The organism is Streptomyces sp. NPDC048671, assembly GCF_055587045.1.
Map to the genome: position 1 here is coordinate 1 of NZ_JBVJHB010000013.1, position 13,631 is coordinate 13,631.

Annotated in this window: 13 protein-coding genes; 7 read left to right on the forward strand and 6 right to left on the reverse strand. The window is 72.1% G+C overall.

Features of this window, described 5'->3' with window-relative positions; genetic code table 11:
* Positions 1–307: 307 nt before the first annotated feature.
* Entirely contained in the window at positions 308–1,357 is a 1,050-nt protein-coding gene (locus ACZ6S6_RS25515; RefSeq protein WP_362962239.1) for a Zn-dependent alcohol dehydrogenase, read from the forward strand.
* Between the two features lie 37 nt (positions 1,358–1,394).
* Here ACZ6S6_RS25515 and ACZ6S6_RS25520 read toward each other — a convergent pair whose 3' ends face one another.
* Positions 1,395–2,387 (reverse strand): GlxA family transcriptional regulator, encoded by a 993-nt coding sequence (locus ACZ6S6_RS25520; RefSeq protein ID WP_362962238.1) that lies wholly within the window; start codon positions 2,385–2,387, stop codon positions 1,395–1,397.
* 114 nt (positions 2,388–2,501) lie between these two features.
* Here ACZ6S6_RS25520 and ACZ6S6_RS25525 point away from each other — a divergent pair, with 114 nt between their 5' ends.
* The 3 genes from ACZ6S6_RS25525 to ACZ6S6_RS25535 are packed head-to-tail and all read left to right on the forward strand — an operon-like array spanning position 2,502 to position 5,552.
* The gene (locus ACZ6S6_RS25525; RefSeq protein WP_469707035.1) at positions 2,502–3,788 is read left to right on the forward strand and encodes an MFS transporter; all 1,287 of its coding nucleotides are present in this window, start codon (positions 2,502–2,504) and stop codon (positions 3,786–3,788) included.
* Between the two features lie 2 nt (positions 3,789–3,790).
* Positions 3,791–4,204 (forward strand): ribosomal maturation YjgA family protein, encoded by a 414-nt coding sequence (locus ACZ6S6_RS25530; protein WP_469707036.1) that lies wholly within the window; start codon positions 3,791–3,793, stop codon positions 4,202–4,204.
* A gap of 31 nt (positions 4,205–4,235) precedes the next feature.
* The gene (locus ACZ6S6_RS25535; RefSeq protein WP_362962235.1) at positions 4,236–5,552 is read left to right on the forward strand and encodes an MFS transporter; all 1,317 of its coding nucleotides are present in this window, start codon (positions 4,236–4,238) and stop codon (positions 5,550–5,552) included.
* Positions 5,553–5,588: 36 nt separating this feature from the next.
* Here ACZ6S6_RS25535 and ACZ6S6_RS25540 read toward each other — a convergent pair whose 3' ends face one another.
* Positions 5,589–6,218, reverse strand: coding sequence for a flavin reductase family protein (locus tag ACZ6S6_RS25540; protein WP_469707037.1), 630 nt, complete (start codon positions 6,216–6,218; stop codon positions 5,589–5,591).
* A 244-nt stretch (positions 6,219–6,462) separates the two neighbouring features.
* On the opposite strand from ACZ6S6_RS25540, the gene ACZ6S6_RS25545 reads away from it, so the two are divergent.
* On the forward strand, positions 6,463–7,026 hold the full coding sequence (locus ACZ6S6_RS25545) for a Uma2 family endonuclease (RefSeq protein WP_362962231.1): 564 nt from the start codon (positions 6,463–6,465) through the stop codon (positions 7,024–7,026).
* A 30-nt stretch (positions 7,027–7,056) separates the two neighbouring features.
* Here the strand turns inward: ACZ6S6_RS25545 and ACZ6S6_RS25550 are convergent, their stop codons facing one another.
* The 3 genes from ACZ6S6_RS25550 to ACZ6S6_RS25560 form a co-directional block, all read right to left on the reverse strand.
* Complete coding sequence (locus ACZ6S6_RS25550; RefSeq protein ID WP_469707038.1) at positions 7,057–7,905, reverse strand: enoyl-CoA hydratase/isomerase family protein; 849 nt, start codon at positions 7,903–7,905, stop codon at positions 7,057–7,059.
* Between the two features lie 79 nt (positions 7,906–7,984).
* A complete protein-coding gene (locus ACZ6S6_RS25555) occupies positions 7,985–10,213 on the reverse strand; it encodes an acetate--CoA ligase family protein (RefSeq protein WP_469707039.1) in 2,229 nt (742 codons plus the stop codon).
* Positions 10,214–10,494: 281 nt separating this feature from the next.
* Complete coding sequence (locus ACZ6S6_RS25560) at positions 10,495–11,682, reverse strand: flavin-containing monooxygenase (RefSeq protein ID WP_469707040.1); 1,188 nt, start codon at positions 11,680–11,682, stop codon at positions 10,495–10,497.
* A gap of 174 nt (positions 11,683–11,856) precedes the next feature.
* On the opposite strand from ACZ6S6_RS25560, the gene ACZ6S6_RS25565 reads away from it, so the two are divergent.
* Together ACZ6S6_RS25565 and ACZ6S6_RS25570 are read left to right on the forward strand one after the other, a co-directional pair.
* The gene (locus ACZ6S6_RS25565; RefSeq protein WP_469707041.1) at positions 11,857–12,309 is read left to right on the forward strand and encodes a DoxX family protein; all 453 of its coding nucleotides are present in this window, start codon (positions 11,857–11,859) and stop codon (positions 12,307–12,309) included.
* Complete coding sequence (locus tag ACZ6S6_RS25570; protein ID WP_469707042.1) at positions 12,306–12,770, forward strand: Zn-ribbon domain-containing OB-fold protein; 465 nt, start codon at positions 12,306–12,308, stop codon at positions 12,768–12,770. Before ACZ6S6_RS25565 ends, ACZ6S6_RS25570 begins: the two co-directional genes overlap by 4 nt.
* Positions 12,771–13,045: 275 nt before the next feature.
* Here ACZ6S6_RS25570 and ACZ6S6_RS25575 read toward each other — a convergent pair whose 3' ends face one another.
* Positions 13,046–13,543: an RICIN domain-containing protein gene (locus ACZ6S6_RS25575; protein ID WP_469707043.1), complete on the reverse strand. Its 498-nt coding sequence runs from the start codon at positions 13,541–13,543 to the stop codon at positions 13,046–13,048.
* Between the last annotated feature and the right edge of the window lie 88 nt (positions 13,544–13,631).

Here is a 13,631-nt window from a genome sequence, read left to right on the forward strand (position 1 = left end):
AGCCGGGGGGCACCCCGGCACCCACCCCCCCCGCCCCCCCCCCCCCCCCCCCCCCCCCCCCCCCCCCCCCCCCCCCCCCCCCCCCCCCCCCCCCCCCCCCCCCCCCCCCCCCCCCCCCGGTTGCCGGGCGCGCGGGCGCGTTGCCGGGGCGCTGCCCCGGACCCCGGTCCTCAATCGCCGGACGGGCTGGATTGGGGCGCCGAACCCCGGACGGGCCGGGGGGGCACCGAGTCCCGGACGGGCTGGGTTGCAAAACGCAGCGGAACATCATCGCCGAGCGCGTGCTCGGCCTACCGAGGGAGCCGAGATGAGAGGCGTCGTCTTCGACGGCAAGCGGACCGAGGTCGTCGACGATCTGGAGATACGTGATCCGGGTCCAGGCGAGGTGCTGGTCGCGGTGGCCGCGGCAGGCCTCTGCCACAGTGATCTGTCGGTGATCGACGGGACGATCCCGTTCCCGCTGCCGGTGGTGCTCGGCCACGAGGGCGCGGGCGTGGTGGAGGCGGTCGGCGCGGGCGTGAGCCATGTGACGCCCGGCGACCACGTGTCGCTGTCCACGCTGGCCAGCTGCGGCGCGTGCGCGCAGTGCGACCGGGGCCGGCCGACGATGTGCCGCAAGGCGATCGGGATGCCGGGGCAGCCGTTCTCGCGGGGCGGGAAGCCGCTGTACCAGTTCGCGTCCAACTCGGCGTTCGCCGAACGGACCCTGGTCAAGGCCGTGCAGGCGGTCAAGATACCCGCGGACCTGCCCCTCACCTCGGCGGCCCTGATCGGCTGCGGGGTGCTCACGGGAGTCGGAGCCGTACTGAACCGGGCCAGGGTCGACCGAGGTGAGAGCGTCGTCGTGATCGGCACGGGCGGCATCGGGCTCAACGTGATCCAGGGGGCGCGGATCGCCGGTGCGCTGACGATCGTCGCGGTCGACTCCAACCCGGAGAAGGAGGCGGTGGCCCGGCAGTTCGGCGCCACCCACTTCCTGACCTCGGCCGAGGGCGTCCGGGAGATCCTGCCGAGCGGCGCCGACCACGCCTTCGAGTGCGTGGGCCGCACCGAGCTGATCCGTACCGCGATCGACCTGCTGGACCGGCACGGCCAGGCGGTCCTGCTGGGTGTGCCGGCGGCGACGGCCGAGGCGTCGTTCCTGGTCTCGTCGATGTACCTGGACAAGTCGATCCTGGGCTGCCGCTACGGCTCCTCGCGCCCGCAGCGGGACATCGCCCTGTACGCGGACCTGTACCGGGAGGGCCGGCTGCTGCTGGACGAACTCGTCACCGAGACCTACCCGGTGGAGGACTTCGCCAAGGCGGCGGACGACGCGCACCACGGGCGGGTGGCCCGGGGGGTGCTGGTGTTCTGAGGCGGCAGAACCGGCTGAAAGGCCACCCGGCGGCCCCTCAGCAGCGGTCGCCCGCCGTCGCCCGGAACGTCCGGCGGTACATCGTCGGCGACACCCCCAGCGCCGCCTGGAGGTGCTGCCGCAGCGAGGTGGGCGTGCCGAAGCCGGCGTCGCGGGCGACCTGGTCGATCGACAGGTCGGTGGACTCCAGCAGCTGACGGGCCCGTTCCACCCGCTGCTGGGTCAGCCACTGGACGGGACTGATCCCGACCTCCTCACGGAAGCGGCGGGTGAACGTCCGTACGCTCATCGACTCCTGCTGCGCCATGTCGCGCAGCAGGATCGGCCGTTCCAGCCGCCCGAGCGCCCAGGCCCGTGCGGTGGTCGTGCCGGCGATCTGGGCGTCGGGGACCGGGCGCTGGATGTACTGCGCCTGGCCGCCGTCGCGGTGCGGCGGTACGACGGTGCGCCGGGCGACGTCGTTGGCGACGGCGGTGCCGTGGTCGCGGCGCACGATGTGCAGGCAGAGGTCGATCCCGGCGGCGACCCCGGCGGACGTCAGGACGTCCCCGTCGTCGATGAACAGGACGTCGGGGTCGACCCGTACCGCCGGGAACAGCTTCTGGAAGTGTTCGGCGGATGACCAGTGGGTGGTGGCGGGGCGGCCGTCGAGGTATCCGGCGGCGGCGAGCACGTAGCCGCCGGTGCAGATGGAGACCATCCGGGTGCCGGGCCTGATGTACGCGAGCGCGGCGGCGAGTTCGTCGGTCAGCCGGCCCTCGGTGTGGACGGGGCCGAGTTCGTAGCTGGCGGGGATCACCACCGTGTCGGCGGTGGCGAGGGCCTCCGGGCCGTGCTCGACCGTGATCGTGAAGTCCGCGTCGGTGTGGACCGGGCCCGGCGGGCGGATGGAACAGGTGACGACTTCGTAGAGTTTGTGGACCGGGTTGAACGGCTCGATTCCGAAGGAGCGGCCGAATATCCTTTGTGGGATGCCCAGTTCGAACGGGAGCAGCCCATCGAGGGCGAGGACGACGACTCGGTGTGGCACGGCGGACTCCCTTCACCACTAGCTGGTATAGACCATAAGCTGATACATGTCATCGGTGTGAAGGAAAAGTCAGCAGACCACGCATGCATTCCCGCCGTGGACAGCGAGAGCGCTTTGCGTGATTCGCCCCCCTTGGTTCCGTTGGCCGGGCCGTCGTCCCTGCCGCCCGAGCCGCCCCTGCCGCCCCTGCCGTCCTTGCCCCTCGGGCCGGACCGGCTCTGGAGCCGCAACTTCCGGCTCTTCTTCGTCGCCCGCACCGCGGCGCTCTTCGGTGACGGGATGATCCCGGTGGCCCTCACCGCGGGCCTGCTGGGGGCGGGGCGCCCGCACTCCTCGGTGGGGTACGCGCTGGCGGCCTGGATGGGGCCGCTGGCGCTGTTCGTGCTCTTCGGCGGCGTGCTGGCGGACCGGTTCACCCCGCGCCGGATGATGATCATCGCCGACGCGCTGCGGCTGATCGGCGCCTCCGCGCTCGCGGTCTCCTTCGCGGTCGGCAACCCGCCGCTGTGGGCGGTGTACTCGCTGAGCGCGGTGGCCGGTGTGGGCGCGGCGCTCTTCCAGCCGGGTGTCGCCTCGACCGTGCCGCGGGTGGCCTCGGACGTGCAGCGCGGCAACGCGGTGCTCCGCGTCTCCGAGGCGCTGATGACCATGGCGGGTCCGGCGTTCGCGGGTGTGCTCGTCGGGCTGGCGAGCGCCGGAGCGGTCTACGCGGCGAACGCCTCGACGTTCCTGGTCTCCGGCATCTGCCTCTTCCTGCTGCGGCTGGCCCCGGCCCCGTCGGACGAGGCGCAGCGCGGCACGTTCGTCGCGGAACTGGTGGATGGCTGGCACGAGTTCCGGGCGCGCAGCTGGCTGTGGGGCGTGATCGCGATCTGGACGGTGTACGGCTTCAGCGTGCTCGGCCCGATGCTCCCGCTGACCGCCGTCGAGGTCACCGAGGCGCACGGCTCGGGGACGTACGGCGCGATGATGGCGGTGAACGGCGCGGGCAGCGTCGTCGGTGGCCTGCTCGCCCTGCGACTGCGGCCGCGCCGCCCGCTGGCGGCGGGGGCCGTGGCGCTGACCGGGGTGTGCGTGAACCTGTTGGCGCTGGGGCTCGGGATGCCCGTGTTCGCGCTGGGGATCGGTCAGTTCATCGCGGGTGCGGCGTTCGCGTTCTGGCTGGTGATGTGGTCGACGACCGTCCAGACGCAGGTGCCGCCGGAGGCGCTGAACCGGCTGCACGCGTACGACGTGGCCGGATCGCTGCTGATGCTGGCGGCGGGCCGGGCACTGGCGGGACCGGTCGCCGACCGGGTGGGCGCGTCGGAGGTGCTGCTGGCCGGGGCGGTGATCAACATACTGGCGGTGGGCGTGCTGCTGGCGGCCCGGCCGATCAGGCGGCTGGAGCGGATCGGGTGAGGGTGCGCGGACGGGGTGCGTACCGGTACCGGTTCGTCGCGCTGTGCGCGGCCGTGGTGACGGTCGCGGCCGGGCTCGGGGTGCGTACCGTCGCGGACGGCGCCGGCGCCAAGTACGCCGGGGACGCGCTCTACACGGTCCTGATCTGTGCCCTCGTCGCGCTGTGCGCGCCCCGTGCCCGGCCGCTCGCCGTGGCCGGCACGGGGCTGGCGCTCAGCTGGGCGGTCGAGCTGAGCCAGCTGACCGGGGTGCCCGCGGAGCTGTCCCGGCACAGTGCGGTGGCGCGGCTGGTGCTGGGCTCGACGTTCAACGCGCCCGATCTGCTCTGGTACGCGGTGGGCGCGGCGGCGGCCTGGGGCGCCTGGCGCTTCGCGTGGCCCGATTCCTGCGAACAGTGTCCCTCCGGCCACTCGTGAGGAGGGGCGCGCCGCCGGGATGCTGAGTGACGTGACCCAGACAACCGAAAGTGCCGCCCGGGATGCCCGCCGGCGGATCTCCCCCGAGGGGCGGCGCCGGCCGCGTATCCACCGCGCGTGGATCGTCGCCGCCGTCACTTTCGTGACGATCATCGGCGGTGCGGCCTTCAACTCCCTCCCCGGCCTGCTCATCGACCCGCTGAACACGGAGTTCGGCTGGTCGCGCGGGGAGATCGGTCTCGCGGTCTCCATCGACATGGCGCTGTACGGGCTCACCGCCCCGTTCGCCGCGGCGCTGATGGACCGGTTCGGCATCCGCAGGGTCGTGGTCGTCGCGCTCAGCGCGGTCGCCGCCGGGGCGCTGGCCAGTGTCTGGATGACGGCCGCCTGGCAGCTGATGATCTATTGGGGGCTGCTCGTCGGCCTCGGCACCGGCTCGATGGCGATGGCCTTCTCCGCGACGGTCACCAACCGCTGGTTCGTCGCCCGGCGGGGCCTGGTCACCGGCATCCTCACCGCGGCCGGCGCCTCCGGCCAGCTGGTCTTCCTCCCGCTCTGCGCGTGGATCGTCGACCAGCACGGCTGGCGCCCGGCCTCGGTGACCGTCGCGCTCGCGGCCCTGGCCGTCGTCCCGTTCGTCTGGCTGCTGATGCGCGACCACCCGGCCGACGTGGGCCAGGCTCCGTACGGCGGGGAGTACGTGGAGAAGCCCGCGCCCGCCCGGGGTGCGGCGAGCCGGACCGTACGCGTCCTGTTCGACGCGGCCCGCACCGGACCGTTCTGGCTGCTGGCCGGCACCTTCGCGATCTGCGGCGCCTCGACCAACGGTCTGATCCGCACCCACTTCGTGCCCTCGGCGCACGACCACCACATGCCCATCACCGCCGCGGCCTCGCTGCTGGCCGTCATCGGGATCTTCGACATCATCGGCACGATCTTCTCGGGCTGGCTCACCGACCGCTTCGACGCCCGCCGGCTGCTGGCCGTCTACTACGCGCTGCGCGGGATCTCGCTGCTGTTCCTGCCGATGCTGCTGGCGCCGACCGTGCATCCGCCGATGGTCTTCTTCATCGTGTTCTACGGCCTTGACTGGGTCGCCACGGTCCCGCCGACCCTGGCCCTGTGCCGGGAGCAGTACGGAGAGGACAGCGCGATCGTCTTCGGCTGGGTGCTGGCCTCCCACCAGGTGGGTGCGGCGCTGGTGGCGTTCCTCGGCGGGGTGGCGCGGGACCACTTCGGCTCGTACGACCTGGTCTGGTACGCGGCGGGGGCGCTGTGCGCGGTCGCGGCGCTGATGGCGCTGGTGATCCAGCGGGTCCGGCGGCCGGAGGACGCCGTCGTCCTGTGAGTCCGACCTGATCCGCCTGATCCGTCGGACACGGCCCTAGCGGCTGAACCGCCCGAACGTCCCCTGGTGGAACAGCAGCGGACCGCTCCCGGTTCCGTCCCCGTCCGTCGCCGCCCCCAGCGCCTCCACCCGGCCGACCACGATCAGGTGGTCGCCGCCGGTGTGGACGGCCTGGATGCGGCAGTCGACCCAGGCGGGCACGGAGTCCAGCAGCGGCGACCCGGTCGCGGGGGCGGGGGTGTGGGCCACCCCGGCGAACTTGTCGGCCCCGCTGACCGCGAAGGACCGGCACAGCGCGCCCTGTTCCGCCCCCAGGATGTTGACGCAGAAGGCCCCGGCGCGGGCGATGCGCGGCCAGGTCGTCGACGTACGGGCGACCATGAACGTGACCAGCGGCGGGTCCAGCGAGAGCGAGGCGAACGACTGGCAGGCGAAGCCGGCCGGACCGGCTGTGCCGTCGGTGGCGTTCGGATCGTGCGCGGTGACGATGGTGACCCCGCTGGCGAAGTGCCCGAGCACCCGGCGGAACTCGCCCGGATCGACGGGCAGCCGCTCGTCGTCCGCGACGGCCCGCAGGGCCGGGCGCGGCAGCGGATCGACCGGCGCCGGAGCGGCGGCCGTCGCGGCGCCGACGGACCTGAGGTAGCGGACTGCGGTCGCGGCCATTCCTGCGTGTCCCATCACCCTTCGATTAGACCTGACGGCATGTCAGATGGGAAGGGGTGCGGGACCGGCTCCCCGCCTTCGTCAGAGGCCGGCCGCGCCCGCGGCCGTACGCGGCCGGAGGGCGGCCCGGCACTGCGGAAAGCCGGATCCCCAATGCTTCGGCGCTCGGCGTCGCGACGACACCTGGTTCCCCAACCGCTACGCTGAGTCGTCAGGGATTCGGTGGAGCGGGAGGAGGTGCGAGATGACCAGTGCGCCCGACTACGGCCAGGGCATTGACTCCGAACGTGCCCTGAAGTTCGCCGTGCAGCGGATCCGCGGGGACCGTGTGCAGATCATCGAGGGGATCATCGAGCACGTGTCACCGACCTGGGACCACGAACGTGCCGCCCGAGTGGTTCGCCGGCAGATCGAGGAACGTGTCGACGAGCTGGGGTGCGTCGAAGGCTCCGGGAACCTGGACCTGCCCGGGTCCTCCAATTGGTACGTCCCTGACATCGCAGTGGTCCCCGAGGCGCTCGCCAAAGGGGGCGGTGCTCTGCTCCCCGAGCAGACACTCCTCGTCGTGGAGGTCACGTCGGAGTCGAACGCGGAAACCGGCCGGGTCGTGAAGCGCCGCCGGTACGCGGAGTACCGAGCGCCGCTGTACCTCCTCGTCGACCGGATCGAGGGCAGCGTGACCCTGTTCTCCGAGCCGGGCCACTTGGGCTACACCCGGGTGGACGGTCCGCACCCGTTCGGTGCGGCTCTGCGCCTTCCGGACCCGTTCGGCCTGGACCTGGACACCAGCGGGCTGTCACCCGCGTAAAGGGGCGCGCCGCGCCCGGCCGGGTACGTCCTAGATCCCCCGGTACTTCGGGGCCCGACGCTCCACGAAGCTCGCCACGCCCTCGTTGGCGTCCAGCGTCGTCATGTTGATCTCCTGCGCCATGGCCTCGGCGGCGAACGCCGTGGCCCGGTCGGCGTCCAGTGAGGCGTTGACCAGCTGCTTGGTGAGGGCGATCGAACGGGTGGGCCCCTCCGCCAGCCGCTGGGCCCACGCCCGCGCCGTCGCCGCCAGCTCCTCGTCCGGAACGGTCCGGTTGACGAGCCCCAGGCGCTCCGCGTCCCGGGCCGGGAGCGAGTCACCGAAGAACATCAGCTCCTTGGCGCGCTGCGGCCCGATCAGCCGGGGCAGCAGATACGCGCCACCGCCGTCCGGTACGAGGCCGCGGCGCACGAACACCTCGATGAACTTCGCCGACTCGGCGGCCAGCACCAGGTCGCAGGCGAACGCGAGATGGGCTCCGATGCCGGCCGCGGTGCCGTTGACGGCCGCGATGACGGGCTTCTCGCAGTCCAGGACCGCGGCGATCAGGCGCTGCGCGCCGAGCCGGATCGTCCGGGCGACATCGCCGGGCACCCGGTCGCCGGTGGCCGGGGCGCCCCGCAGGTCGGCTCCGGCGCAGAAGCCGCGGCCGGTGGCGGTCAGGACGACGGCCCGGACCCCGGGGTCGGCGGAGGCCTCGGCGAGCAGCGTGATGACGCGTTCGCGCTGGTCCCAGGTGACGGCGTTCATCGCCTCGGGGCGGTTGAGGGTGATCCACGAGACGCCGTTGTCAGTGGCGTGGAGTATCAATGATTCAGGCGATCCGGACGGGTCGTGCTGGTCTGTGCGGTCGGCGGTGTCTTCGGGGGAGGACGGCATGAGGCAGCTCCTGAGCGGGTGGTGGGCTCGATGGCGGGCGCGGGCGCGGGCGCGGGTGCGGGTGCGGCGGCGGGGCAGGTCAGCGGCAGACGGCGAGTGCGTCCAGCGCCACCGCGCCCTGTCCGCGTCCCAGCACCATCAGCGGGTTGATGTCCAGTTCGCAGAGGTCGTCGCCCAGTTCCAGCGCCATCCGCTGCACCCGCAGCACCACTTCGACGAGCGCGTCCACGTCCACCGGCGCTCCGCCGCGCACCCCTTCCAGCAGGGCCCGGCCGCGCAGCTCGCCGAGCATCGCCCGCGCCTGGTCCTCGCCGAACGGCGGGACCCGCACCGCCGCGTCGTGCAGCACCTCGACCAGTACGCCACCGAGCCCGACGGTCACGGTCGGGCCGAACAGGGCGTCCTGCGTGACGCCGACCATCATCTCGACGCCGCGCTCGACCATCTGGCAGACCAGGATTCCGTCCAGCTCGATGTCCTCGAAGCGCGCGATGTCGGTCAGTTCGCGATAGGCGTCCCGCACCTGGCTGGCGGAGGTGAGGCCGACCTTGACCAGGCCCAGTTCGGTCTTGTGGGCCAGCCGTGCGCCGGACGCCTTCATGACGACGGGGTAGCCGACCAGCCCCGCCGCCCGGACGGCGGCCGCGGCGCTGGTCACCAACTGCTCGCGGGGCACCCGGATTCCGTACGCCCGCAGCAGCTGCTTCGCCGCGTGCTCGCTCAGCTGGTGGCCCGGACGCATCAGTGCCTGCGCCTTGCGGAAGGACGGCGACGGCGTGCGCGGCGCCTCGTCGAAGGGGGAGCGGTAGGAGGCGGCGAACCGGTGGTGGTCCAGATAGGCCTTCACCGCGGTGATGCAGTTGCCGAACGTACGGAAGGTGGCGACGCGGGAGGAGCCGAGCAGCGTCGTGCGGTACGCGTCCTCGGTGCCGACCGGCGAACCCCACACCACGCACACCAGCTTGTCCGTGGCTTCCGCCGCGTCCACCAGGTCCTGCGCGAGTTTGTCGCTCATGGGAGGGAAGGGGCCGGTGATCGGACAGATCAGTACCCCGACCCCGGGGTCCGCGAGAATCGCGTCGATGATCTTCCGGCCGCGCCAGTCGCCCACCGGGTGACCGCCGTTGTCGACCGGGTTCGCCACGTTCAGGTAGTCAGGTATCCAGGTGTGCAGCTCGGCCTGCTTCTCCTCGGACAGGACCGGGATCTCCAGGCCCGCCGCGGTCGCCAGGTCCGAGAAGTGCGCGCCCGTGCCGCCCGAGATCGAATAGACCACGACCCCGTCGGCCAGCGGCTTGCGCGCCCGTGCCAGGAGGGCCGCGGTGTCCTGGAGTTCGTCGAGGCCGTCCACCCGGATCACGCCGAACTGCCGCATCGCCGCGTCGACGACCTGGTCGGCGCCGGTCAGCTTGCCGGTGTGTGACGCGGCCATCCTGGCCCCCGTCTCCGTCCGCCCGACCTTGACCGCCACCACCGGGACCCCGGCCCGTGCCGCCCGGTCGGCGGCGAGCAGGAAGGAGCGCCCGTCCTTGAGCCCCTCCACGTAGCAGGCGATGGCCCCGACCTCGGGGCGCTGGGAGAAGTACGCGATGAAGTCGGAGGTCTCCAGATCCGCCTCGTTGCCCGTGGGAGCCCAGTGCGAGAGCCGCACGCCCAGCTCCTGAAGGGTGTACACGGGGCGCCCCTGGTGGCCGGACTGGGTGATCAGCGCGATCGCCGGCCCGTCCAGGTCGTCCCGGAACTCCTCGAAGGCGTTGAGGTTGGTGTTCGGTCCGAGCAGCCGCAGCCCCGACCGCTCCACCGCGGCGGCCAGCCGGGCCTGCGCGGCGGCGCCCTGAGCCCCGGTCTCCGCGAAACCGGAGGCGAAGGCGACGGCGAACTTCACCTTGGCGTGCGCGAGTTCCTCGATCACCGGGAGCGGGTCGCCGACCAGCAGCACCGCCAGGTCCACCTGCTCCGGCAGCTCGGCGACGGAAGGAGAACAGGCCCGCCCGAAGACGGACTCCCGCGTGGGGTGCACCGGATACAGCCGCGCCCCGACCCGCTCGGCCCAGGCGATCAGCTGCCGGGTGATCCCGGTATTGGGCCGGCCATCGGTGTCGGAGGCGCCGATGACGGCCACGGACTCCGGCCGGAAGAACCGGTCCAGGTCCGGCACGGCCGCCTGCAGCGGACGGCCGCTGACATCGAGATCGCCTTCCGCGGCGGCGGCCGTCATGCTGTGGACGGCGGCGTGCGGCTCCTCGCCACAGGCCACCACCCTGGCTCGGAAGTCGGTGGTGAGGGTGCCGTGAGTCGATCCAAGCATCGTTCCGCCCACTCCTGCTCGAAGGTCCTCGGCGCTCGTGCTGACCGGCCGGCGTCATAAGCTGACGCAGTGTCAGGTTACTGAACTGACGCCCCGTCAGGAATGGGTGTGCAGGCAAAGGCTGAGAGTGGCCTTTCCGGAGCGGGGTCGCCGCAGCCCCCGCCGGGGCGTCCGGCGGGGGCTGAAGGTGGAGGTCGGGGGCGGAGACCGAGGGCGGGGGGCGGTGGTGGAGCGGTGGTGGATCGGCAGTGGAGCGGCAGTGGCGGATCGGCGGTGGTGGATCAGCGGGTGCGGGCGAGCTTCTTCGCGATCTTCTCCGCGTCCAGGGCCAGTTCGCGGAGCATGCCGCTGATCGGGTTGGTGAACCCGGTGAAGTACAGCCCGGGTGCCTGCTTCGGTGTGCGGCCGCCGTGTACCACCGGCCGCCCCCGGGCGTCCAGCACTCCGAGGTGGCCGACCAGCCCCTCCAGGGAGCGCAGATAGCCGGTGGCCGCGATGACCGCGTCCGGGGTGATCCGGGTCCCGTCGGCCAGCACCACCGCGTCCTCGTCGAACGACTCGACGGCCGCCACCGGGACCACCCGGCCGCCCTTCACCGCGTCGATCAGCCCCACGTCCTGGACCGGGATGGCCCCGTCCTTGACCCGTGAGTACAGGCCGGTGTCCGGTCGGGGGAGTCCCTGTTCGGCGAGGTCGGGCATGGAGACGCGGGTCAGCAGGCCCCCCGCCCGGTCGACGAGCGCGACCGGCAGCCGGCGCACCAGGATGCCGGTGCCCTGGGCGGGCCAGCCCGCCGTGGAGCGGCGCAGGATGTGCGGGACGGTGCGCACCGCGAGCCGCACCCGTGACGCCCCGCCCTCCACCAGGTCGACGGCGATCTCCGCCCCCGTGTTGCCGACGCCCACGACGAGGACGTCCTTGCCCGCGTAGGGGGCCGGGTCGCGGTAGTCGGCGGCGTGCACCAGTGCGCCGGTGAAGGTGTCGCGCCCGGACCAGTCGGGGATGCGCGGGGTGTGGTTGAAGCCGGTGGCCACGACCACGGCCCGGCCGGTCAGCTCACGGCCGCCGGTCGCGGTCAGCCGCCACCCGGTGCCGTCCGGCGCCCGGTCGATGCGGGAGACCTCGACGCCCGTCACCACTTCCAGCTCGTGGTGCTCGGCGTACTTCTCCAGGTAGCGCACCACGTTGTCGCGGGACACCCAGCGGCCGAACCGGCGGGGCATGGGCAGCCCGGGGAGGGCGGACCAGCGCCGGGTGGTGTGCAGGTGCAGCCGGTCGTAGTGGCGCCGCCAGGATGCGCCGACGTCCGCGGACTTCTCCAGTACGACGGCCCGTTGCCCCTGTGCACGCAGGGCCGCCGCGGCGGCGAGCCCACCCGGACCGCCGCCGATGACGTACACGGGGCGGTCCTCGGTGAGGTCCGTGGGGGCCGGAATGGGGCTACCGGGGGCAGATGTGCTGTCGGGCATGGTTTGGATCGTAATCGCGCACCCTCTTGATGGGTCTCGGTCAAGACCGGAATCGATTGCGAATTGATCACGGGTGCGCACTCATGCGCATCCCCTTGCGCGGCCCGCCGCTATCGGGTGAACTGACGTACGCGAACTGACGCATCGTCAGATTACGTGAAGCGGGAGGGCCCCATGCGGACGATCTGGCTCGACGGAGCCGAATGGCTCGCCGTGCTCCGGATAGGCCTCGGCCTGTGGTGGCTGGAGAGCTGGCGGCACAAGGACAAGAAGGGCTGGTTCGAGCGCGGCACCGGCATCGCCTGGGCGGCGGGCGTGGCGGAGAAGCACCGCTGGGCGGTGGTGCGCGGCGGCTTCGAGAGGATCGTCGCGCCGCGCCCGAAGGCGATGGCGTACGTCGTCGTCTACGCGGAACTCGCCCTGGGGCTGGGCCTGGTCACCGGCCTCCTGACCCCGGTCGCGCTCATCGCCGGGCTCCTGCTCAACCTGCTCTACCTGGTGCTGATGATCCACGACTGGGCCGAGCAGGGGCAGAACGCGATGATGGCGCTGAGCTCCCTCGTCGCACTGTTCGCCATGTCCTGGCAGACCTGGTCCCTCGACCACGCGATCGGACTCTTCCTGTGACGGCGACCCCACCGGCCCCCCAGGAGTCCACCGCTCCGGCCCCCCAGGGGTCCACCGCTCCGGCCCCCCGCTACGACCTGCCGGAGCCGGACGCCTCCACCCGCCCCTACTGGGACGCCGCCGCCGAGGGGCATCTGCTGCTGCGCCGCTGCCGGGCCTGCGACCGGGCGCACCACTACCCGCGCGAGTTCTGCCCGCACTGCTGGAGCGAGGACGTCGACTGGGAGCGGGCGAGCGGCCGGGCCACGCTCTACACCTGGTCCGTCGTCCACCGCAACGACCTGCCGCCGTTCGGCACCCGCGTGCCGTATGTCGCGGCCGTCGTCGACCTGGCGGAGGGGCCCCGGATGATGACGGAGGTCGTGGAGTGCGAGGAGGCCGCGCTCGCCATCGGCATGGAACTCCGGGTGACGTTCCGGGAGGAGGAGGGGCGCGAGGCGGTGGCGGTGTTCCGGCCTTAGCCAAGGCCAGGGGTGGGGCAGGAGCGCTCGCCTCGGCAGGGGAGACCCATCGCAGCGCCCAGGCACGCGCGTTGTGCCGCCTGCTCCTGCACTCGTGGTGCCGGCGGGCTTCCTCGTGCTCCTGGCGGGCCTTCTCGCGCCCGGAGCGCGCCGCGCAGCCGGGATTTTCCTTCCGCGTGGCGGGAGGAGAATCCCGGCTGCGTTGGCTGGTCGTGCAATCGTTTCACGCCCAGGAGCAGATCCGGTGCGTGCCCTTCGGCTGGTTCGGGCCGGCTTTAACCAGGCATGGTGAACGTCAGGTACCACTGCTGGTAGGGGTTGTTCGAACCGTACGGGTTCAGGTAGGCGTTGCCCTTGGCGTCCGCGTCCACGGCGTTGCCTCCGGCACTGATGAGCCGGGCTTTCGCGTCGATGAACTCTTCGTTCCAGTAGTCGTTGTCGTCAATGCCGCACGGCGCGGTCGTCAGTTCCTTCGAGAAGGCGTTCGTCGGCTTCAGGCATCTGCCGCTACCCGTGTTCTTGAGCTGGATCCTGCCGTTGATGCGGGTGTACGACCAGTGTTGGTAATGGTCTGTGCTCTTGCAGTCGGTGGTGGTGACGTGGGTGAAGGGACCGGTGCTGTTGAGGCAGCGCCCGGTCTGGGCGTTCTGGAGCCGGTAGGTGCCGCTGTTGGGGCCGCCGGCGGCGTGGGCGGGCGTGGTCATGCCGGTGACCAGGAGTGCAGTCGCTCCTGCGGTGGCTGCGAGGCTTCCGATGCCCTTGCGAACGTTCATGGGGATGCTCTCCTTGGAAAAGCTGAGCTGACGCTGTCGCGATGAGGACGGTGTGCGTGGTTCTGCACCGCAAGATGTCGGTGCGTGC